The 20951-nt window shown below is 68.0% G+C and carries 20 protein-coding genes and 1 CRISPR repeat array (1 of these 21 only partly in view); of the genes, 10 read left to right on the plus strand and 10 right to left on the minus strand.

Translation table 11 applies throughout. The features are described from left to right. Positions 1-51 precede the first annotated feature (51 nt). Positions 52-996, minus strand: a complete 945-nt coding sequence (locus EDC82_RS03740; protein ID WP_131940647.1) for a DMT family transporter — start codon at positions 994-996, stop codon at positions 52-54. Next, positions 993-1559, minus strand: coding sequence for a TetR/AcrR family transcriptional regulator (locus EDC82_RS03745; protein WP_006946191.1), 567 nt, complete (start codon positions 1557-1559; stop codon positions 993-995). The genes EDC82_RS03740 and EDC82_RS03745 overlap by 4 nt, the downstream gene beginning before the upstream one ends. Before the next feature lie 428 nt (positions 1560-1987). Here EDC82_RS03745 and EDC82_RS03750 point away from each other — a divergent pair, with 428 nt between their 5' ends. Then, positions 1988-3328: a DUF262 domain-containing protein gene (locus EDC82_RS03750; RefSeq protein ID WP_160126183.1), complete on the plus strand. Its 1341-nt coding sequence runs from the start codon at positions 1988-1990 to the stop codon at positions 3326-3328. Position 3329: 1 nt separating this feature from the next. Further along, the gene (locus EDC82_RS03755; RefSeq protein ID WP_006946302.1) at positions 3330-5375 is read left to right on the plus strand and encodes a DUF262 domain-containing protein; all 2046 of its coding nucleotides are present in this window, start codon (positions 3330-3332) and stop codon (positions 5373-5375) included. Positions 5376-5528: 153 nt separating this feature from the next. On the opposite strand, the gene EDC82_RS03760 is transcribed toward EDC82_RS03755, so the two are convergent. Together EDC82_RS03760 and EDC82_RS03765 are read right to left on the minus strand one after the other, a co-directional pair. Beyond that, positions 5529-6689, minus strand: coding sequence for a cation:proton antiporter (locus EDC82_RS03760; RefSeq protein ID WP_131940651.1), 1161 nt, complete (start codon positions 6687-6689; stop codon positions 5529-5531). Positions 6690-6702: 13 nt separating this feature from the next. Next, on the minus strand, positions 6703-7002 hold the full coding sequence (locus EDC82_RS03765; protein WP_006946179.1) for a hypothetical protein: 300 nt from the start codon (positions 7000-7002) through the stop codon (positions 6703-6705). A gap of 457 nt (positions 7003-7459) precedes the next feature. Between EDC82_RS03765 and EDC82_RS03770 the strand changes: the two genes are divergently transcribed. From EDC82_RS03770 to EDC82_RS03795, 6 genes are all read left to right on the plus strand, one after another. Beyond that, entirely contained in the window at positions 7460-7768 is a 309-nt protein-coding gene (locus EDC82_RS03770; RefSeq protein ID WP_131940653.1) for a nucleotidyltransferase family protein, read from the plus strand. 14 nt (positions 7769-7782) lie between these two features. Next, positions 7783-7902: a HepT-like ribonuclease domain-containing protein gene (locus tag EDC82_RS15230; protein ID WP_131940655.1), complete on the plus strand. Its 120-nt coding sequence runs from the start codon at positions 7783-7785 to the stop codon at positions 7900-7902. A gap of 100 nt (positions 7903-8002) precedes the next feature. Further along, positions 8003-9352 carry an NADP-specific glutamate dehydrogenase gene (gene gdhA / locus EDC82_RS03780; RefSeq protein WP_131940657.1) on the plus strand — a complete coding sequence of 450 codons (1350 nt, stop codon included), beginning with the start codon at positions 8003-8005 and terminating at the stop codon, positions 9350-9352. Positions 9353-9442: 90 nt separating this feature from the next. Then, entirely contained in the window at positions 9443-11212 is a 1770-nt protein-coding gene (locus EDC82_RS03785; protein WP_131940659.1) for a circularly permuted type 2 ATP-grasp protein, read from the plus strand. Between the two features lie 89 nt (positions 11213-11301). Next, positions 11302-13401: a prolyl oligopeptidase family serine peptidase gene (locus tag EDC82_RS03790; protein WP_062258645.1), complete on the plus strand. Its 2100-nt coding sequence runs from the start codon at positions 11302-11304 to the stop codon at positions 13399-13401. Beyond that, entirely contained in the window at positions 13394-14674 is a 1281-nt protein-coding gene (locus EDC82_RS03795; protein ID WP_083603929.1) for an amidohydrolase, read from the plus strand. The genes EDC82_RS03790 and EDC82_RS03795 overlap by 8 nt, the downstream gene beginning before the upstream one ends. 133 nt (positions 14675-14807) lie before the next feature. On the opposite strand, the gene EDC82_RS03800 is transcribed toward EDC82_RS03795, so the two are convergent. The 6 genes from EDC82_RS03800 to EDC82_RS03825 all read right to left on the minus strand — a co-directional run bounded on the left by EDC82_RS03800 (position 14808) and on the right by EDC82_RS03825 (position 18961). Next, positions 14808-15872: an acyl-CoA dehydrogenase family protein gene (locus tag EDC82_RS03800; protein ID WP_131940661.1), complete on the minus strand. Its 1065-nt coding sequence runs from the start codon at positions 15870-15872 to the stop codon at positions 14808-14810. Positions 15873-15875: 3 nt separating this feature from the next. After that, positions 15876-17036: an acyl-CoA dehydrogenase family protein gene (locus tag EDC82_RS03805; protein WP_006946290.1), complete on the minus strand. Its 1161-nt coding sequence runs from the start codon at positions 17034-17036 to the stop codon at positions 15876-15878. 121 nt (positions 17037-17157) lie between these two features. After that, positions 17158-17331, minus strand: coding sequence for a hypothetical protein (locus tag EDC82_RS03810; protein ID WP_156445010.1), 174 nt, complete (start codon positions 17329-17331; stop codon positions 17158-17160). Positions 17332-17348: 17 nt separating this feature from the next. Further along, positions 17349-17660, minus strand: coding sequence for an MBL fold metallo-hydrolase (locus tag EDC82_RS03815; RefSeq protein WP_062258651.1), 312 nt, complete (start codon positions 17658-17660; stop codon positions 17349-17351). A 21-nt stretch (positions 17661-17681) separates the two neighbouring features. Beyond that, a complete protein-coding gene (locus EDC82_RS03820; RefSeq protein ID WP_062258653.1) occupies positions 17682-17966 on the minus strand; it encodes a hypothetical protein in 285 nt (94 codons plus the stop codon). A 116-nt stretch (positions 17967-18082) separates the two neighbouring features. Beyond that, complete coding sequence (locus EDC82_RS03825) at positions 18083-18961, minus strand: siderophore-interacting protein (RefSeq protein WP_131940663.1); 879 nt, start codon at positions 18959-18961, stop codon at positions 18083-18085. Between the two features lie 130 nt (positions 18962-19091). On the opposite strand from EDC82_RS03825, the gene EDC82_RS03830 reads away from it, so the two are divergent. Together EDC82_RS03830 and EDC82_RS03835 are read left to right on the plus strand one after the other, a co-directional pair. Beyond that, positions 19092-19880: an NAD-dependent deacylase gene (locus tag EDC82_RS03830; RefSeq protein WP_131940665.1), complete on the plus strand. Its 789-nt coding sequence runs from the start codon at positions 19092-19094 to the stop codon at positions 19878-19880. Next, a complete protein-coding gene (locus EDC82_RS03835; protein ID WP_131940667.1) occupies positions 19877-20848 on the plus strand; it encodes an RNA-guided endonuclease TnpB family protein in 972 nt (323 codons plus the stop codon). Before EDC82_RS03830 ends, EDC82_RS03835 begins: the two co-directional genes overlap by 4 nt. Before the next feature lie 29 nt (positions 20849-20877). Beyond that, positions 20878-20951: direct repeats of the CRISPR family, unit length 29 nt; it runs 257 nt beyond the window's last position.

Genomic DNA, 20951 nt, shown 5'->3' on the forward strand with positions numbered 1-20951 from the left:
TCCTGGGCGGATCTCCAGGTCTTGCCCGATGTCTATCTCAGGCCGACTGATTCAGACTTCCTGACCTATCGGGAGCTCGCTAGAACGCGACGGTTCGGCGGCACGCGCCTGTGTCGCAGGTGCGAGCGAGAGGACCAGGAGCGAGGCGCAGATGCCCGCCAGTCCAACCCAGCCGAGGGCGGGGAGGCGCTCACCGACGATGACCACCGCCAGGAGGGCGGCGATTGCGGGTTCAGCGAGGGTGAGCGTTGTCGCGGCGCTTGGAGTGACGCGCGTGAGGCCGTACCCGAAGAGCAGATAGCCCAGGAACATCGGGACCATTGCCATGTAGAGCCCGACCATCATGGGCTGGGCGGAAGCGATGAGTGGTGCGCCGGTGAGCATGAGTACGGGCATCAGCGCAATGCCGCCCAGACCGAAGACAGCGCCCATCGCTGCCGCGCGCCCGACGCCGCGGTTCATGAGGCGGTGAGCGCTCCACGAGTACATGGCGTAGGTTGCGCCAGCAACCAGGCCGAGGATGACGCCGGCGACCGTGGGGAGCGTCTCGCTCGGCGAGTCGTGCATCTTCGCAGCGCACAGTGCTGCGCTGCCCGCGATGCCGAGCGCTACGGCGAGCATCCACCAGCCGCTGAGTCTGCGTCGCTCGATCACTCGTTCCAGAAGGCCCGAGGCGATGGGGGCAGAGCCGAGGGACACAACAGTGCCGACCGCGACGCCAGCCAGATGCATCGAGCTGTAGAAGGCCAGCGGGTAGATCAGCACGGCTGCGGCTCCGACGAGCACTGTCCCACGTTGCGAAGACAGTGCGGGTCGTTCCCGGCGGAGCGAGGGGGCCGCGATGGCTGCCTGCAGGATCCCGCCGATGCCGAGCGCGGCCGCGCCCATGGCCAGCGGGCCGACTGTCGGTGCGAACGTCGCCGCAGTCCCCGTGGTACCCCACAGGAGGGCGGCGGCGAGCACCGCGAAGATGCCGGTGGGGGAGCCTCGCTTCACAGTGCGGCCAGCATCCGCGATGCGATGGCTCGGGCGTGCTCCAGGCGCGCCGGGGTGCCCTCGAGACCTGCCCGTGCGACGGCTCCTTCGAGGAGGAAGCTGAAGTGCTCGGCCAGCTCCAGCGCCTCGGCGTCGGTGGCCATGACTTCCAGGTTCTCGACGAGAATCCGCTCCACCTGCTCCTTGTGCGCGCGCACGGCCGAGCGAGCAGGGTGTCCGGCCGGGAACTCGGCGGCCGCATTGAGCAGCCCGCATCCCCGGAAGCCCTTGCCGTAGGCATCGTTCGCGTGGTCGATGTAGGCGTCGAACACTGCCAGCACTCGGTCTGCTGCCGTAGACGCCTTCACCGCACGTGCCTGGTGGAGGCCGAGCCACTCCTCGTGGCGGGAATCGATATAAGCGCTGACGAGCTCTGCCTTGGACGAGAAGTTGTTGTAGAGGCTCTTCTTCGCGACCCCGGCCTCAGAAGTGATCGTGTCGATCCCTGTCGCGTGCACGCCGTCCTCGTAGAAGCGTCTCGCTGCGGCATCGAGCAGCCGCTCTCGCGCTGATCCTTGATTCATGTCGCCCTCCGGTAGTAGGTAGGTCAGTCTACCTACTACCGAGAGTTGTCTCAATCTCTGTGCGCTTGGATGCTTACGAGCACGGGCGCGAGGTCCTAACAGCCTGCGTGAGCCCGAGATGGGGATCGTTCTTCGCGACTGGGCTGTGGGGAGACGGCATGACGGGGTCCAGGAAGCTGTGCACGCGCAGAGGTTGGTATGTGCGGCGACGTGGTGGAATTTAGGTTCAATGTGTAGTCGAGTTCCGGTCTAACCTAAGGGGGCTCAGTGATCCAGCTCTGGAGTGTTATCGCAGTTGCGATCTTGACCGTTTTGTCGTTGTTGCCCGCACACCATGCTCCTGCATGCACTCCAGCACTGACTGCACGATGCAATTTCGGATCCCGACCCCTGGTACAGCGTCCTACCTATCGATTACCGTCGACACCATGACGATCAACACCGAGATGCTGCAGTTCGTCTCCGTCGGCGAACTGCTCGGCACTCAAGGTCCCGACCTGCGCATACCGGATTTCCAGCGCCCGTACTCCTGGTCCCCACGCATCGCGGCACAGCTGTTCACGGATGTCGCGGAGGCTCTCGATAGCAGGCCGGAGCATTCGTACATCATGGGCACCGTCATCCTCCTGAGGCGTCCCCAGGAGTCGCATTTCGAGGTGGTCGATGGACAGCAGAGAATCCTGACCCTCCATCTGCTGCGGGCGCTTCTGCGCGGCCAGAGAATCCCCCATCTCCAATCAGGGGACACCCCGATCCACCACGTCCATCAGGAACTCTCGCGACGGGTCGCCGACCTCGAACGTTCTCCGGGGCGCCTCGACAGGTACCGGGAATTCCTCGACGCCGAAGCCAAAGTTCTGAAGATCGTCACCGATGACGAGGATGAGGCATTCCAGTTCTTCGACTCGCAGAACTTCCGAGGCAAATCACTGCGCCCGCACGACCTGCTCAAGGCCTTCCACCTGCGCGAAATGGCAGATGCCAGCACTGCCGAGCAGCGCGCCGTGGTCGAGCAATGGGAGAAGGCCGACGAGAACGAGCTGGACCGGCTCTTCGGCACCTACCTGGCCCGCATCCACTGGTGGAGCCGCAACATGCCAGCGCATGCATATACCACCGATGACCTCGACCTCTTCAAGGGAGTCGGCAGATCCACTCGCCGCCTGCCGGGGGCCGAATACCATCGCGCTGCCAAGGCGGTGCTTCCCGGCCTGCAGGAGTGGTCCTATCCTGATGCCGACTCGGTGACCCGCAGAGATCTCAAGCGGGCCCAGCACCAGCTCGATGCTCCGGTCGCTGCGGGTAAGTCCTTCTTCGACTACGCCGCGTTCATGCTCGAGGAGTATGAGCGGCTGGACGAGGAACTCTTCTCCGACGCCAACACAGCCGGTCTCACGACTGCGGATCGCACGGTCTTCCACGACGGGGCGCGATTCAGGTACTGCCGGGAGCTGTACGTCGCCGCGGTCCTGTACTACACGAACAAGTACTCCGAGGCCGATATGCCGCAGGTACGACGCCACCTCTTCCGCTGGGCATACTCCCTCCGCTTGGCGTACGAGCGTCTGGGCTGGAGAACCACGGACAACTACGCACGAGGGATCAGCACCAATATGGACGGCCTGAACAAGGTGAACCTGTTCTCCGCCATCCGCGACAGTCTCGATCCGCGGGAGATCGAGCTGGAGAACATGAGCGCCCCGCGCACGGCGCGGACTGACAACCCGGAGGATGCACGGCTCCTCACCCTGCTGAAGGAGTCCCGCTGAGATGACACAGACCATCGCTCAGGATGACGTCCAGGCCATCCCCGTCGGGCAGCTCTTCAGCCCGGACGCTCCCAGCTATTCGATTCCCCTCTACCAGCGCAATTACACCTGGGGCGAGGAGCAGATACACCGCCTGATCCACGACGTCTTCGACGAGGCCGAGCAGGAGGAGGCCAAGGACTACTTCCTTGGCAACCTCGTGGTCGCCCCTCCGCAACGGGCCGATGAGCCGCTCGACGTGATCGACGGACAGCAGCGCCTGACCACCTTGTATATCCTGCTGGTCAAGCTCTCTTCCCGGCCGGGTTTGAAGGACCGCATCGGTCCGCTTCGGCCGCTCACCTACGAGGCTCGGGAGAAGGCCACCCGCGCTCTCCGCGGCGTCGCCGATACGATCGATGAGCCGGCGGAGGATGAGAAGGATCGAGAGGACTCCGGCATCCTCCGCGCATCGATGATTATCGAACAGCTACTGGACGGCGGGGCCGACGGTGACCGTTTACAGACTCCCCAGGTGATCGACTATCTGCTCACCAGGGTCCTCGTCGTCCGCATGCCGATCGACCGGAGCACCGATCTGAATCGGTACTTCGAGATCATGAATACGCGCGGTGCGCAGCTCAGTCCCGTGGACATCGTCAAGGCGCGACTCCTCCGATACCTGTCTGACCCCCTCGATCGCGCCCTGCTGAACCGCGTCTGGACAGCATGCTCCGACATGGAGCACTACGTGGGGATGAGCGCCACTGCCGGAAACACCTCCCAACGCGCAGAAGTCTTCGGCCCCGACTGGGACCAGATGCCGACAGCAGATTTCTCCCGCTTGCGTGCACAACTCATCGACACCACCTCCGAAGCGGCCTCGCCCGCCGCCGACGACGCTTCGAACACACCCGAATCCACCGCGCTGACCCTCGACGATGCGGTGGCTGCCTACTCCCAGACCACGGTCAGGACCGAGTCGGAAGATGCCGACGGCGGCGAGCGATTCACATCGCAGATCACGTTCCCGACTCTGCTGCTGCAGGTTCTCGCGGTGGAGGGAGCAGGCAGGGGCTCCGCACGGGAGGATGATCGTCAGCTCGACGACAAACTGCTAGTGCAGCGCTTCTCTGCACGCGTCGATTCACTACCGCCGCCGGAGCGGATTGACTGGGTGCGCAAGTTCACCACGGACCTGCTGCGCATCCGCTACCTGTTCGATCATTTCATTCTCAAGCGTGATGCGACGCTGACCACCGGGCACGAATCCACCACGGACGAGGAACCTGGCAGCTGGTCGTTGTACCGGCTCGCGCGAGGATCGTCCCGTCGCGGCAACAACGGGCAGGACACTCCCCGGTACCCCTCGACCTTCGCCGCTGACGAATCCGGTGCCGGCCCGCGCAGCCTGCACCGACGGATCCTGCTGCTACAGTCGGCGCTGCGCATCACCTACACCTCCCCGCGCACGATGCACTGGATGACCGATGCACTTCGCTACGTCACCGAGCTCACCGATCACGATGAGCCGATCACAGCTCAGGGCTTCCTCCACTGTCTCGAGTCCCATGCCCACGAGCGCCTGCGCGAGGCGGTGACCCCGGACCCGGACAAGGAGGAGACCGGCCCGGATGGGATGGCGCTCGGCTTCGCCATCCCGCGCATCGTGTTCACGTACCTGGACTACCTGCTGGTGGAGGAGATGAACCAATGGGACTTCACCTTCAGCTACCGCACCTCCGTGGAGCACTTCTCCCCGGGCACCGAGGACATCGAGCACTCCTCCTTCGCATACCGCCTGGAGGATCCGCACCTTCTCGACTGGTTCGGGAACTTGGCGCTGGTCACTGTGAGCACCAACTCGAAGTTCAGCAACTACCTCCCAGCGCAGAAGGCGAACAACCACGATGCTCGCCGGCAGAGCCTGAAACTCGAGCTGATGGCACGGCGGGCGGAGACCGGGAGTTGGAACGACGCAGATGTGCGCACTCATCATGAGGAGATGGTGGAGTTGTTGCGCCGGGCGCTTGCAGGAGAGCGAGCGCGATCAGATTCTGACATCTGATCGCCCCCTGTCCCCGTGAGAAGTACGTCAGGTCGAAGAATGGTAACGGGGTCTGGACCGAGCTACGGCATTGGGTGCCGCTCGGGGATGATGTGGAGCGGTGGGTCGAGAGGTTATTCGGCTACGGAACGTGGTCGAGTCACGCTTCAATGTTTAAGGGGTGGGTGGCGGATCGACGCGGTCGTCCTGCTGCGCCACCTTCGCCAGCGGACCGCTGAGGGCCGCCGTCGCGACGATCGTCACGAGCGCGCCGAGCAGCATCGCCGTGTCCTCGCCAGGTCGCAGCAACCCGAGATGCGTCCCCGTCGTCGCGGCTGCCACGGGCACCCCCATCTGCGCCGCGGTCGTGACGGCGACCGGCCACGGCTGCTTCGTCATCGCCATCGCGCCGTGCACGACAAGAGCGCTCAACCCCAGGGCGAGACCGAGCGCGAGGGCATCCGGATGCGCCGCGAGGTCACGCAGATTGAGCGACGCCCCGAGCCACACGAAGAAGATCGGCGCGAACAGCCCGTCAGTCAGCGCGAACACCTGCTTCGCGACGCGCTTCGGCTCACCGACCCCCGCAACGGCCAACCCGACGCAGAATCCCGCGAGCATGATCGACACGTGCCGCCACTGCGCGAGCGCCGCGACTGCGAACAGGATCGTCAGCGTCACCCGCAGCTCGAGCGCGAGCCCGCGATTCTCCGACACCTCGTGCACCCGCCGTCGATACCCGCGCTGCTCGACGAACCGCAGCACGAAGAACACGACGAGCGACACCGCCACGACCGCCGCAGCGCCGATCGCCGCCCGCGACATGTGCGACGGATCGATCGCGAACGGCAACGCGACGATGCACGCCGCGTCCGCGAGCGCCAACTGCGGCAGCATCGCGACGATCGAGGGCCCCGTCAGCGGCATACCCTGCAGCGCCGGCATGACGATCGACGCCGAAGAACTCGCCAGCAGCACCGCGTACAGCCCCGCGTGCCCCGTGCCGAACACGTGCGCGATCGCCCATCCTGCGGGCGCGGCGAGCACCCCGACGGCGACCGCCCGCGCCACGCCGATCGACGCACCCGTGCGCAGCGCCTTGTCGCGCACCGGCACGTGCGTGCCGGCGACGAACATGACGAGCGCGAACCCGACGTCCGCGAGAAACGCGAACGTGCCGTCATGCGGGTCGAGCACCCGCGCGCCGGTCTGCCCGAGCGCGAGCCCGACGACAAGCTCGCCGATGACGACCGGCAACCTCACCGCGCGCGGCAACGACAACAGCGGCCCGAGCACCGCGACGAGACAGATGAGAGCGAGTTGCGCGAAGTTCACGTCCGTCGCGACCTCAGGCGGAACGGTGCGCGAGGTCGACGATGCGCACAGGCACGTCGGTGTTCTCGTCCGTGTGATAACTCGCGCAGACCCGGTGATAACCGTCGGCGATGATGGCGTCGCGTCCGCTCGTCGCGTCACCACGCACGAGCAGCACCGGGCTGAGCGCCCTGCCGTCGGCGATCTTCTTCAGATCCGACGTGACGTGCGGGTTGTCCGTCGGCAGCAGGGCGAAGCGCGAGGCGCCCAGAATGTCCTTCGCCTTGAAGTGCGCCGATTCGACGTTCTCGAACGCCTCGACGGTCGTCGTCATCGTCGCCTCACCGGCGAGCAGCGACAGATACGCCGCCGCCGACGTGCCTCGGGGCCAGCCTGAGCATGTACACGTCCGATTCCCCGTTTCATCGTGCGGTGTCACACGATATCGGTCGTGAGTTGGCTGCGCACCTCACTTCTATCGGCGAGGACGAGTCTCTGAGGAGTGCGCTCGACGATGGTGGGCGGAGCGGGAGAATGGTTAGGCAGAGAATCCACACGGGCTATTCTTGCCCCCAATGCAGGCGTGGGAAGAACCGCGAAATCCGGCAGGCGTTCGCACGCAAGCTGCGGCGCCGGCAGAGGGTGCAACTGCTGACACTCGGCGACATCGACGACGTCGACATGAGCATCGGCTACACGGACTGACTCGATCCCTGTGGTGGACGCAGGCGACCCGTCGCGGGCGTCACCGGTGCTGTGGTTGATCCAGCCTGCGGTGCGATACGCAGGGCATGCCTTCCGTCGTGAGCCTGGACCACGAGGCGATCAGCCGCGTCGCAGAACGTCACGGCGTGGCCGAGTTGTCCCTGTTCGGCTCAGCTGCTGCGGGGACTTCTCATCACAACAGCGACGTAGACTCTCTGGTCGATTTCCTCCCTGATCGCCCCGATCCGCTGGAGGACTTCTGCGCCCTCCGTGACGACCTGAGCAGGATCCTGGAACGCGATGTTGACCTCGTGGCGAAGCGCGCCATCCGCAACCCGTATTTCCGTGACTCAGCTCTCGCGCAGGCGGAGGTTGTCTATGTTGCCGACGTCTAGGGCGCATCTATGGGATGCGAAACATCCGTGCCCATGAGTACGGGGTGGTCGATCACGCGATCGTGTGGGCGGTCGTCGATTCGCGTCTCACTGCGTTAGCGCAGAAGCTGGCAAGGCTCCTCGGCGAGTCGTGACTCGCCCACACTCGAGTGGAGTTCCGAACCGGGCCAACGTCACATGGCCGTCGCAGGCATCCGCTCGTAAGGTGGCGGGACACCACGATGAGGAGAACACATGCCTGAGCGGCTCGAACCCCAGCTCGAAACCGTGCGCAAGACGATCCTGCGCCGCAACCCCGGAGAGGCCGAGTTCCACCAGGCCGTCGACGAGGTGCTCGCCAGCCTGGGCCCGCTGCTGAAGCGTCGCCCCGACTACGTCGAGTCGAGCATCATCGAGCGTCTGGCGGAGCCCGAGCGTCAGATCATCTTCCGCGTGCCGTGGGTCGACGACGACGGCCGCGTGCAGGTGAACCGCGGATTCCGCGTCGAGTTCAACTCGGCGCTCGGACCGTACAAGGGTGGCCTGCGCTTCCACCCCAGCGTCTACCTCGGCATCGTCAAGTTCCTCGGCTTCGAACAGGTCTTCAAGAACGCGCTCACCGGTATGCCCATCGGCGGCGGCAAGGGCGGCTCCGACTTCGACCCGAAGGGCCGCTCCGACGCCGAGATCATGCGTTTCTGCCAGTCGTTCATGACGGAGCTGTACCGCCACATCGGTGAATACACGGACGTGCCCGCCGGCGACATCGGCGTCGGCGGCCGCGAGATCGGCTTCCTCTTCGGCCAGTACAAGCGCATCACCAACCGCTACGAGGCCGGAGTGCTCACGGGCAAGGGCCTCACCTGGGGTGGCGCCCAGGCGCGAACCGAAGCCACCGGGTACGGCCTCGTGTTCCTCACCGAACGCATGCTCGCGACGCAGAACCGTTCCTTCGACGGCGCGAAGGTCGTCATCTCCGGCTCCGGCAACGTCGCCGTCTACGCCGCACAGAAGGTCACCCAGCTGGGCGGCACCGTCGTCGCGATGAGCGACTCCGGCGGGTACGTCGTCGACGAGCGGGGCCTCGACATCGACGCCATGCGCGAACTCAAGGAATCCAGGCGCGGACGCATCAGCGAATACGCGGACGAGCACGAGGGCGCCCGATTCGTCTCCGAAGGAAGCATCTGGGACGTGCCGTGCGACGTGGCCCTGCCCTGCGCCACCCAGAACGAGCTCCCGGACGACGCGGCGCGCACCCTCGTGTCGAACGGCTGCATCGCCGTCGCCGAAGGCGCCAACATGCCGACGACGCCCGCAGCGACCGCCCTGCTGCAGGAGGCCGGCGTCCTCTTCGCGCCCGGCAAGGCGTCGAACGCCGGCGGCGTCGCGGTGAGCGCCCTCGAGATGCAGCAGAACGCCTCCCGCGACTCGTGGTCGTTCGACCACACCGAAGAACGCCTGCGCGCCATCATGAACGGCGTCTTCCGCACCTGCGAGGAGACGGCCGACGCCTACGACGTGCCGGGCGACTACGTGCGCGGCGCCAACATCGCGGGCTTCGTCAAGGTGGCCGACGCGATGCTCGCGCTCGGCGTCGTCTGATCGTCGTCCGAGCATCGAACGCCCCGAATCGGTGTGGTGGAAAAGCCGATTCGGGGTCTGCGCGGTCCGGCGGCGGCGTATAAACGAGGCATGCCCGCCTCTGAGAACGACCCGTCGTCAGGCCTGTCGAACGAGGGCGCGCTGCTCGGGCTGCACGACAACGGCCCCACCGACGTGCACCCGGGCGCGAACGCCGAAACGCAGACGCTCGAAGCCACCGAAGCCGGCCTCACGTCGGTCGCGAAGGCCTGGGACGAAGCCGTCGACGCGGACGGCGCGCCCCGCCTCGCCTACGTCGCAGCCCTGGCAGCAATCGCTGCGCTCAGTGATGACGAGCGGGCGGCCCGGCAAGAACGAGCAGAGGCCATGGAGACGGCTGAGGGCATCGCCTTCCGCGTCAGCGGTGAGGACGAACCCCGGATCTTCCCGACGGACTTCATCCCCCGCATCATCGACGCTGATACGTGGGCCGACCTGAGCGCGGGCCTCGAACAACGCGCCCGCGCCCTCAACGCGTTCCTCGACGACATCTACGGGCCGCGACGCATCATCGAGGCTGGGGTCGTCGACGCCGACGACATCGAACGCTCACCGGGCTACGTCGACGAAGGCCGCCTCCAACCCTCCGGGTCCGTGCGAGCCCATATCTGCGGCATGGATCTCGTGTGCGCCGACGGGCGATGGCTCGTCCTCGAGGACAACCTTCGTGTTCCCTCCGGCGTGGTGTTCTCGCACTTCCTTCGCGCGATGGCGAACGACACGTTCGCCGACGTGATCAGCGAGTACGACCTGCTCGAGCCCCGCGACGGATTCGCGATGCTGCGCGAGACGCTGCAGGCCGCGGCACCTGCGCACGCCGCGAACCCCGACGACCCAGGGCTTGCGCTCGTCTCGACGGGCGAGGGCGACTCCGCCTGGTTCGAGCACCGCCGCATCGCCGAGTTCGTCGGCATGCCCGTCTGCACGCCCGCGGACCTCTGCGTCGTCGACGGGCGCCTGCACCTGCAGGACGCGACGACGCTGCGCCCACTCGACGTCGTCTACGCGCGCATCGAGAAGGATCAACTGTTCGCAGCCCTCGGTTGCGACGGTCAACCACTCGGCCCCGGACTCGAGGACGCCCTCGCCCACCACCGTCTCGCGTTCGTCAACGCATTCGGCAACGGCGTCGGCGACGACAAAGCCGTGTACGCGCTCGTGCCCGACATGATCCGGTTCTACCTCGACGAGGAGCCCCTGCTCGAACAGGTCCCCACCGATCTGTGCCACAAACCCGGCAAGGTCGAGGAGGTCATCGCACGGCTCGACGAACGCGTCGTCAAACCCGTCGACGGCTACGGCGGCGCCGGCATCACCATCGGGCCGGAGTGCTCCCCAGCCGAGCTCGACGAACGCGCCGAGCAGCTGCGGGCGCATCCCGACCACTTCATCGCGCAGGACATCGTGCGCCTGTCGACGCTGCCCACCTACGCCGCCGACGAGAGCGGACGCACCTGCATCCACCCGCGGCACGTCGACCTGCGGGCGTTCGTGCACGTTCGCGCCACCAAGCAGCCCGGGAGTGCGCCCGGCGAGTCGGGGGAACCCAGCGTCCTCGATGCGCGCAAGCTGAGCGCCCACACCGTCCCTGCCGCCCTCACCCGAACGGCCCCGGCTGGTTCGCTCATCGTCAACACCTCCCGCGGCGGTGGCGGCAAGGACACGTGGATCCTGCGCTCACCTGCACCGACAGCGCCGGCTGCAGCCTCGTCGCAGACCCCATCCGAGACCGCGGTGGGCGCCGATCGCGGTGACGCTGCCACGGCCGCGTCAGGTGATGTTCCTGGCCCCGACGACTCCGCGGCACCACGTCGATCATGACCCGCGAGGTCGGTTCTCCGGCATCCGGAGACGAACCAGGCGCGCTCGCTCTGGAGGTCTGGCCCCCCGGGCGCCTAGGATCGGCTGACGTGAACGACGTCAGCCCGCCCGAACCCGAGCATGCCCACGTCCTGACCTCCTACGCGCCACCCGCCGAGCACCGCGCCCCGCCACGCCCGCGCACGCTGGACCGCTACGTCAAGGACCCTGCGCTCTCGCCCGACGGGCGGCTGCTCGCGTGCGTCGTCGTCGAACAGGACCGTTTTCCCTTCGCACTGCAGATGCCGCTCGACGACGACGGGGTTCCGATCGTCGGCGAGGAGCGCGAGGTGCGTCTTCCCGTCGAAGGTGGTGTGCGGCGCGTCCTGTACTCACCCGACGGGCACTGGCTCGCCTGCGAGGTCGCACCCGACGGTGGTGACCGCGAGCAGATCTGGTTCGTCACCTCCGACCCGGACGACGCGAACTCGTACACCGTCGACCTCGCCGCGTACGAGACGGTCGAGCTCGTCAGCTGGGACGACGACTTCGTCGCCGTCTCCGTCTTCGACCGCGAGGGCACCGTCGAGGGCCGCCTGTTCAATCCGGTGACGGGGGAGACGCGCGTCGTCGACCGGCGCACCGGCGGCGCCCTGACGCACTCGCGTGGCAACGTCTCGTTGTTCCGCGTCGGCTCGCGCGGCAACCGTGAGCTCCTGGCCATCGACGACGACGGCACCTGGCGCCCCCTCATGCCGGTCGACAACGGCTCGACCACCGACCGCGGATTCGTCACGTTCGACGGGGATCGCCCCAGCTTCATCGTGCGCAGCGACCACAGCGCCGAACGCTTCCGACTGCTGCGGCTCACACCCACCGAGCACGCCCACGACGTCGAGGTGCTCCTCGAACGTGAGGACGCCGACGTCGAGGAGTTCGCCGTCTCCCTCGACGGTTCCGTGGCGGCCGTCCTGTGGAACGACGAGGGGTGGTGCGACCTGCAGATCGTGGACCTGACGGGTGGGCGCGCCCGCGTCGTCGACCTGCCCGAGCTGCCGTCGCTCATCGCGACGACGCCGTCGCTGACGGCGGACGGGTCGCTGCTCGCCCTCACCGTCGCCGGACCCGAGTTTCCGCCCACCGTCGTCGTCTACGACGTGGCCGCCCGACGCTGGGTCGGCGACGAGTTCCGCGCTGTCGCAACGGCGGTCGACGACGCGGTGAGCGACGCCGTCGGTGAGAGCGTGGCCGAGAACCGTCCCCGTGAGAGCGGCTCGGACGACGAGACGGCCGGGCACGCAGCGACCGGTGACGACGTCGGCGCGAGCGGCGCTGACGCACTGGCCGACCAGGACGGCCTCGACACGATGTCACCCGCGCGCCCGACGGACGAACGTGGCCGGCCGGTGTTGTCCGCGTGGGGCGAAGCGGACATCATCCCCGAGCTGCTCCACTACGAGGCGCGCGACGGCATGCGCTTGTCCGGGTGGCTCTACCGGGCCGTCGGGCCTGCGCCGAGCGAGCCCGCCCCGACGATCGTCTACTTCCACGGCGGCCCCGAGGGACAGGCGCGCCCCGACTACAACAACGTGCTGCGCAAGCTCGCGGCGACCGGGCACTCGGTGTTCCTGCCGAACGTGCGTGGCTCAGCAGGACGCGGGCGGCGCTTCTCGCAGGCCGACGACCGTTACGGCCGGTTCGCGGCGATCGACGACGCCGAGGACACGCTCGACCACCTCATCGACGCAGGGATCACCCGCGACGGCCAGGCCGTCATCATGGGCCGCTCGTACGGCGGATACCTTGTGCACGCGTCGCTCACCCGGCACGCCGGGCGTTGGGCCGGCGGCATCGCGGCGTGCGGCATGTCGGATCTCGAGACGTTCTACCGTGACACCGACCCGTGGATCGCCTCCGCGGCGATGCCCAAATACGGCGACCCCAAGCTCGACCGGCACCTGCTCGCGCAAGCCTCCCCGCTGCGTCAGTTCTCCCGCGTAGACGTGCCCGTGATGTTCATCCACGGCCAGCTCGACTCGAACGTCCCCGTCTCCGAGGCTTACCAGGCGCTGGGCGTGCTCGCGTCGCGGGGCGTGCCGGCGGAGATGCTGTTGTTCCCCGACGAGGGGCACGAGTTCGAACGTCTCAACAACCGCTGGGACATGGAACAGCGGGTCTTGGCTTTCTGCGAAAGGATCTTCGGTGAGTGACTTCGACAAGAACGACGCGAACACGGGTGGGAAGAACTCCGAGCCCGACGTCGACGCGGCACACGAGGCCGCCATGGCGTACGACGGCATCGACGACGACCTGCGGGACAAGCTCGTCGAGTGGCGCCGCCACCTGCACACCAACCCCGAGCTGAGCTATGAGGAGAAGGCGACGACGGACTACGTCGCCGAACAGCTCGAAGGTCTCGGGTTCGAGGTGCGACGTTTCTCCGTCGGCACCGGCTTGATCTGTGACGTGCCCGCCGCCGACGACGCGACGGCCGACGACCTCGTCGCGTTGCGCGCCGACATCGACGCGCTGCCGATGGATGAGGAGACCGACCTCGAGTTCGCCTCGACGAACGAGGGCGTCAGCCACTCCTGCGGCCACGACGCGCACACGGCGATGCTGCTCGGCGCCGCGACGCTGCTCGCGAAGAACCCGCCGCCGCGCCCCGTCCGCCTCATCTTCCAGCCCGCCGAGGAGCAGATGCCCGGCGGCGCCGTCGACTGCGTCGAGGACGGCGCGATCGAGGGCGTCGACCGCATCATCGCGCTTCACTGCGACCCGCACCGCGTCGTCGGTGACGTCGGTGTGCACGCGGGCGCCATCACCTCCTCGAACGCGAAGATCGAGGTGACGCTGACCTCCGACGGCGGGCACACCGCGCGTCCGCACGAGACCGGCGACCTCATCTACGCGCTCGCGAGCATCGCGACGGGCGCGGCCCAGGTCATCGACCGCCGCATCGACCCGCGCTCGGGCACCGTCATGACGTGGGGCTCGATCGAGGCCGGCGGCAGCGCCGCGAACGTCATCCCGTCGAAGGGGACGCTCGTCGGCACCGTCCGCTCCGCGAGCCGCGACACGTGGGCGCAGCTGCCCGACGTCGTGCCGCCCGCGATCTCGGGCATCGCCGAGCTGTACGGCGTGAAGGCCGAGGTCAACTACGTGCAAGGTGTGCCGCCGGTCGTCAACGACGAGGCGTGCGCGCAGCTCGCAGCCCAGGCGGTCACCGACGTCCTCGGCGAGGACGGCGTCGGCGAGGCCGACCAGTCGTCCGGTGGCGAGGACTTCGGCTGGTACACCGAAGAGATCCCCGGCATCTACCTGCGCCTCGGCGTCTGGGACGGCGACAGCGACGAGACCGACCTGCACCACCCTGCGTTCATGCTCGACGAGCGCGCGCTGCCCATCGGTGCGGCCGTGTTCGACCGGTTCGCGCGACTCGACCGCGATGCCGCGAGCGACGAGTCGTCGAACGCGTCGTGATGACGCGCGGCTGACGCTGCGCGGCGGGCCGGATTTGTCGGCGACGAGCGCATGACACACGAACGGCGGGACGAGCTTGGATGCTCGTCCCGCCGTTCGTCATTCGTCGTCGGCCGCCGTCGTGCGAGCAGTCTCAGACGACGTCGACCGACGTGTGATCGCCGACGCCGGCTGCCAGGGCCGCGAGGTGCTGACGGGTGTCGCCGAAGGTCCGCTCGATCGTCGCGAGGCGCGAGGTGTAGTGGCCGACGGCGTACTCGGCCGTCATGCCGATGCCGCCGTGCAACTGGATCGCCTCCTGGCCGACGAGCCGGCCGTAGGTGCCGACGAGGTACTTTGTTCGCGACACGATGGCGTCGAGGTCGAGCGCGTCGTCGCCCTCACCGGGGTCGGCGAGCGCCATCGCGGCGTAGAGCACGGCGCTGCGCGTCAGCTCGACGCCGACGTACATGTCGGCGGCGCGTTGCGTGAGGGTCTGGAACCGCATGATCGGCACGCCGAACTGTTTGCGCGTCTTGAGGTACTCGACCGTCAGCGTGAGCGCGGCCCCCATCGCGCCGAGCGCCTCGCCGCACTGTCCGACGTTGCCCAGTGCGAGCGCGGCCTCGAGCACCTCGCGGCCGCCGAGCCGCGTCGCGGGAGCGCCGTCAAGCGTCACCTTCGGGCCGTCGACGGTGGGGGATTCGACGAGGTAGACCCCGACGTCGTCGCCCGTGCCGGCGGTCGTGACGATGGCGTCAGCCGACGACAGGTCGGTGTTGCCGCGAGCCTCACCCGCCAGCTCGCTACCCGACGCGGTGCGGGCGCTCGCGGCCCGTGACCACGTCGCACCCGACTCGCCGAACGCGGTGAGCACGAGCTTCTCGCCGCTGATGACGTCGGCGAGCAGCGGCGAGTTCGCCGCGTCGAGGGCCGTCGCAGCCGCCATCGCATCGGCGTAGGGGAGCGTGACGCGAGCCGCGCCGAGCTCGACGGCGGCGAGCGTCACCTCGATGGCCGACGCGCCGAAACCGCCCTTCTCCTCGGCGAAGGCGAGCCCGAGCAGGCCCATCTCGGCGAACTTGCCCCAGGCGTCCGCGTCGAACGGCTGCGGGCCGGCGGGGGCGCCGGATCCGGTGTCCTTCGGCGTGAGGCTCGAGGCAAGGTCGCGCACCGCGCTCTGCAACGCGCGCTGTTCTTCGGTGGGTGTGAAGTCCATGATTCAGCCCTTCAGTCCAAGGATGCCGCCGGAGATGATGTTGCGCTGAACCTCGTTGGAACCGCTGTAGATCGACGCCTTGCGATAGTTGAGGTACCGCGGCAGCGTCTCGCTGCCCCACTCGCCCGTGTACCAGGTGAGGGCGTCGACGCCGGCCACGTCGACCATGAGTTCGTAGACGTCCTGCTGCAGCTGGCTGCCGCGCAGCTTGAGGATCGACGACGCCGGGTCGGGGCGCCCGTCACGCGAGTCACCCGCGACGCGCAGCACCGTCAGTTCGAGCGCCATGACCTCGGCCTCGAGCTGGGCGAAGCGCGCGGCGAGCAGCGGCTCGTCGAGCGCGGTGCCGTGAGGGCTGCGTGTGGCCTTCGCGTGCTCCTTCGCCGCGGCGAGCGCCGCCTTGATCGAGCCGACGGGCGCGGCGCTCGTGCGCTCGTTGCCGAGTAGGAACTTCGCGTAGTCCCAGCCGCGGTTCTCCTCGCCGACGAGCTGGTCGGCGGGCACGCGGACGTCGTCGAAGAACACCTCGTTGACCTCGTGACGGCCGTCGATCAGCTTGATCGGGCGCACCGTGAGGCCGGGGGAGGACATGTCGATGAGGAGAAAGGAGATGCCCTTCTGCGGCTTGTCGGCGCTCGGGTCGGTGCGCACGAGGGTGAAGATCCAGTCACCGAACTGCCCGAGCGTCGTCCACGTCTTCTGTCCGTTGACGACGTACTCGTCGCCCTCGCGCACCGCCGTCGTGCGCAGGGACGCGAGGTCGGAGCCGGCGTCCGGCTCGGAGAAGCCCTGCGACCACCAGATCTCGCAGCTCTTCGTCTTCGGCAGGAAACGCTCCTTGAGCTCCTGCGAGCCGAACGCGGCGATGACGGGGCCGACCATGCTCGTGTTGAACGCGAGCGGCATCGGCACGCCGGCACGCTGCAGTTCGGAACGGTAGATGTGCAGCTGCAGTTCGTCCCAGCCGCGCCCACCCCATTCGGTCGGCCAGTGGGGTGCGGCCAGGTCGGCGTCGTCGAGGATGCGCTGACCTTCGCGCAGCAACTCGGGCACGACCTCGCCGTCAGCGATGTATCCGGTCTTGATGTGGTCGGGGAAGCTCTCGGCAAAGGCGCGCAGCTCGCGCTGCAGGGCCTTGTCCTCGTCTCGTAGTGTCCGTTGCACCGTGGCTCCTTGCTCGGGGACGTGGCGCGTGACGCGCCTCACCCTGTCTATCACTCTTGTTGAGCATCGCTCAATAGGGCGGGGCTCAGCGGTGCCAGACCTACGGTGTCGGAGAAGGGGCTCAGGCGAGGTCGGAGTTCGACTTCATGAGTTCGGCGTACGTCGTCGAGGCGTCGTGGCCGTTGTATCTGCGCGCATCCGCGGGGAACGTCAGCTTCTTGAACTTCGCGATCGGCGCGGTGCGTGAGGCCTCGATGCCGCCCGGGTGCGAGGCGCTGCCGATCTGCGTGCTCATGACCGTGTCGCCGCCGATCATCGTGTTGTCGTCCGGGAACCAGAAGATCGTGCTGCCCGCGGTGTGTCCTGCAGGTGGATGGGCGGGACGCGGTGGCCGGCGATCGTCGTCGTGGACTCCTTGAAGGTGGAGGTCTTCGCGTCGGTCGTGCGCGAGGTGCCCTCCGCGATGGAGCAGTTGCGCTTCGGATCGTGCAGGTAGGGCTGGTCGAGTTCGTGGATCAACGCGACGGCCTTCGCATTCGTCTTCATCTCCACGGCGAGGCCGCGCAGCTTGTCGCAGTGCCCGTGGGTGATCATGATCGCGTCGACGCCGCCGATCGACTTCACGTAGTCGGCGACCTCCGCGTCTTACATGCCGGGGTCGACGAGGATGTTGCCGGCCGGCGAGCTGAGCACCTGGAACGTGGCCGTCCAGCCCGCATCGCTGGTGCTGTCGAACTGCGTGACGGTGAACGCCGACTGCTTGTTCGTGCTCGACGCGCTGATCGCCGGCGTGACGGGCAGCGACGACGCAGCCGCAGCCCTGGGGGACGCACTGCTGGGCGACGAATCCGCCGCGTTCGTTCCGCAGGCCGCCAGGGTGAGCCCGCCGATGAGGACCAGGGTTGAAGCAGTGCGACGAGTGTCGCGCATGGGGTCTGCATCCGAGTGTGTGAGGTGTTGCTCACATCATGGTCGTCGCGCTCGGTGTGCATGGCTATGTCGCCCCACATGATGAGATGCCCAGCGCCGGCCGCATGGGCGAGGCCTCACGGGCGCGGGCGGCCCACCGACCAGAAGCCACTCGCCGTGATGGCGCGCCGTGACAGGCCGCGCTCTTTCGTCAGGTGACGCTTGATCGCGGCCACCGCGCCGCCCTCCGCACACACCCACGCGTAGTCGGCGTCGTCGACGTCGAGGTCTGCGAGTGCCGCGACGGCGGCCGAACCGGACGCATCCGTGCCGCGCTGCACGACGGTGATGCCGGCGTCGGCGACCTCCGGGTGCAGGTATGTCGCATCAGGGACCTCGACGACGCAGGTGAGGCGGGGTTGCGTGTTCTGCGAGTCTTCACCTTTTCCAGTCGCCCGTTCGCGGGCTGCGTCGACGATGGCGAGCATGCCCGGCAGGCCCGTCTCGTCGGCGACGAGCACGTGATGCCCGCCCGCGGGCGCCGCGCTGTAGAGCGCAGACTGGACGCGCACCCCGACCTCGTCACCGACCCTGACGTCGCGCAGCCAGCGCGCGCCGGGCCCGTCGTGGCCGACGTCCACGATGTCGACGTCGATCTCGGCGTGCTCGGGGCGCAGCGTCCGGATCGTGTACCAGCGCAGCTGGGGGCGCACGGCATCGTCCATGGCGGCGACGGCGCTGCGGGGGTCGCGTTCGTCGTCAGGCGGGGTGACGACGGGTGCGCCGGCCGGCGGCATGAAGAGGCCGAAGTACTCGTCGGGGCCGGTGAGTTCGAGCGTGCGGAACATCTCGGCGTGCAGGGTGACGCGGGTGAAGGCCGGGCACAGCGCTTCGATGGCGCGCACCTCGGCGGGTGTCGTCGGCCAGGTCTCGCGCTCCGGTGGCAGGGCCATGGTGAGCGAGGCGGCCGCCGAGTACGCGGCTTGCAGCCCGCGTTCGATCGTCCTGAGTGGCATGAGAGCCTCCGCGTCGTCGCGATGAATGAGGTCTACCTAACCTAGGCGATCGTCTGGTCTGGGGCACGTTCGGTCGGGCGTCTCGGCGGCGCGGGCGACCTCGCAGCTGGGGTGGCGCCTACGCTGATGCATGCCCACGCCAGCTTCGGAACCCCTCGACGCCTTCCTCGACCTGGCGCGCGACGCGCGTGACGTCGTCGTCCTCACGGGCGCGGGGATGAGCGTCGAGAGCGGCATCCCCACGTTCCGCGACGCGCAGACGGGCCTGTGGGAGCGCCACGACCCGGAGGAGCTCGCGACGATCGACGCGTGGGAGCGCGATCCCGACTTCGTCTGGGCCTGGTATCGCTGGCGGGCCAAGCTCATTCGCGATGTCCAGCCCAACGTCGGCCATCGCGCACTCGCCGACTGGGCCGACGCCGAGCGGGCGAACCTGTGGATCGTCACGCAGAACATCGACGACCTCCACGAACGCGCGGGCAGCAGCGTCCTCGCGCACCTGCACGGCAGCATCTTCGCGTTGCGCTGCTCTGAGTGCGACACCCCCTTCGACGAAACCGACGCCCCGGCACTCGCGCTGCCGTCCGACCCCGTCGAGCGGTTGGCCCCGCCGCGTTGCCCGGTGTGTGGCGCAGCGGTGCGCCCCGGCGTGGTGTGGTTCGGCGAAGAACTGCCGCACGAGCCGTTCGCGCACGCCGAGGCCGCACTCGAGCGCGCTGATCTCGTCCTCAGCGTCGGCACGTCCGGGGTTGTGCAACCCGCCGCCGGTCTGCCGTACCGGGCGTTGACGCGGGGCGTGCCCGTCGTCGAGATCAACCCCGCCGAGACCGAACTGAGCGACGACGCGACGCTCGTCTGGCGTGCGCCCGCCGCCGCCGCGCTGCCCGCGCTCGTCTCGGCACTCTGGGGTAAGGCGTGACGCGTCGGGGCGCCCGCTGGTCAGTGCAGGGCCGTGCCGACGCTGCGCGTCGCGGGCCACGCGGCAGGCTTGCGTGCTCGTCGGCGGGCTCGATCCACCTGAAGGCGCACCATCACGACCTCGCGCACGTCGGGCTCGTCATCAGCCTGCACGTCGGCGCGACGTATCTGCCGTCGCTGCTGACGGGTCGCCTCGTCGACAGGGTCGGCCCCATTCCGATGGCGTGGGCGTCCGGCGGCATCCTCGCGGCTGCGGCGCTGTTCGCCGCCGTCGCGCCCGGTGACTCGTTCGCGGCGCGTGGCCAGCACGGCACGCCCACGACGGGCCGCATCAAGGCTCGAGCCCGTCTCGCGCGAGAGCACGCCGCCGTCGCCCAGCACCGCGCGAGCACACTGCACGCCATCACGGAGCAGCTCGCGACCTCGCACGCCGTCGTCGCTGTCGACGACCTCAACGTCGCCGTCATGACGCGCAGCGCACGAGGCAGCATCGACAAGCCTGGCCGCAACGTCGCCGCGAAAGCGGGCCTCAACCGTTCCATCCTCGACGCGAGCTTCGCCGAGATGCGGCGACAACTCACCTACAAGACTTCGTGGTACCGATCGCAGCTCCTGCCCTCAGGGCGCTTCGTTCCCACGAGCAAGACGTGTTCGACGTGCGGGGCAGAGAAAGCCAATCAGCCCCTGTCGAAACGCGTGTACCACTGCGAGAACTGCGCCACGGTGCTCGACCGTGACGTCAACGCGGCCAAGAACATCCTTCGCGCCGCTCTCGCATCCCACGACGCCCCCGGCATGGAGGAGTCGCAAAACGCCCGTGGAGTGCGTATCGAGACATCTGTCGCGCTACGTTCTGCGAAGCGGGAAGACCCACCGCGAGGTGGGCCACCCCGGCCGAGTAATCGCGTCCGGTCATCTCCCCCCAACGGGGAAGCGAAAGTGAAGGCAAACGCTTCCCCCACCAACTGAAAAGCGCGCAAACACAGCACCCCGCAAGGGTCGGCCCCGCGCACACGGAGATGAGCCCGTGGTCTCGTCCTCGGTGACGACGACGCGCCAGTCGGCCCCGCGC

This window comes from Dermacoccus sp. SAI-028, assembly GCF_004346775.1.
GTDB classification, from domain to species: domain Bacteria; phylum Actinomycetota; class Actinomycetes; order Actinomycetales; family Dermatophilaceae; genus Dermacoccus; species Dermacoccus nishinomiyaensis.

Excerpts from the sequence above, each read along its gene's own strand:
- EDC82_RS03745 (WP_006946191.1), bottom strand. The coding sequence starts at position 1,559 with ATGAATCAAGGATCAGCGCGAGAGCGGCTGCTCGATGCCGCAGCGAGA.
- EDC82_RS03750 (WP_160126183.1), top strand. The coding sequence starts at position 1,988 with ATGACGATCAACACCGAGATGCTGCAGTTCGTCTCCGTCGGCGAACTG.
- EDC82_RS03755 (WP_006946302.1), top strand. The coding sequence starts at position 3,330 with ATGACACAGACCATCGCTCAGGATGACGTCCAGGCCATCCCCGTCGGG.
- EDC82_RS03765 (WP_006946179.1), bottom strand. The coding sequence starts at position 7,002 with ATGACGACGACCGTCGAGGCGTTCGAGAACGTCGAATCGGCGCACTTC.
- EDC82_RS03770 (WP_131940653.1), top strand. The coding sequence starts at position 7,460 with ATGCCTTCCGTCGTGAGCCTGGACCACGAGGCGATCAGCCGCGTCGCA.
- EDC82_RS15230 (WP_131940655.1), top strand. The coding sequence starts at position 7,783 with ATGCGAAACATCCGTGCCCATGAGTACGGGGTGGTCGATCACGCGATC.
- gdhA (WP_131940657.1), top strand. The coding sequence starts at position 8,003 with ATGCCTGAGCGGCTCGAACCCCAGCTCGAAACCGTGCGCAAGACGATC.
- EDC82_RS03785 (WP_131940659.1), top strand. The coding sequence starts at position 9,443 with ATGCCCGCCTCTGAGAACGACCCGTCGTCAGGCCTGTCGAACGAGGGC.
- EDC82_RS03800 (WP_131940661.1), bottom strand. The coding sequence starts at position 15,872 with ATGGACTTCACACCCACCGAAGAACAGCGCGCGTTGCAGAGCGCGGTG.
- EDC82_RS03810 (WP_156445010.1), bottom strand. The coding sequence starts at position 17,331 with ATGAGCACGCAGATCGGCAGCGCCTCGCACCCGGGCGGCATCGAGGCC.
- EDC82_RS03820 (WP_062258653.1), bottom strand. The coding sequence starts at position 17,966 with ATGCGCGACACTCGTCGCACTGCTTCAACCCTGGTCCTCATCGGCGGG.
- EDC82_RS03825 (WP_131940663.1), bottom strand. The coding sequence starts at position 18,961 with ATGCCACTCAGGACGATCGAACGCGGGCTGCAAGCCGCGTACTCGGCG.
- EDC82_RS03830 (WP_131940665.1), top strand. The coding sequence starts at position 19,092 with ATGCCCACGCCAGCTTCGGAACCCCTCGACGCCTTCCTCGACCTGGCG.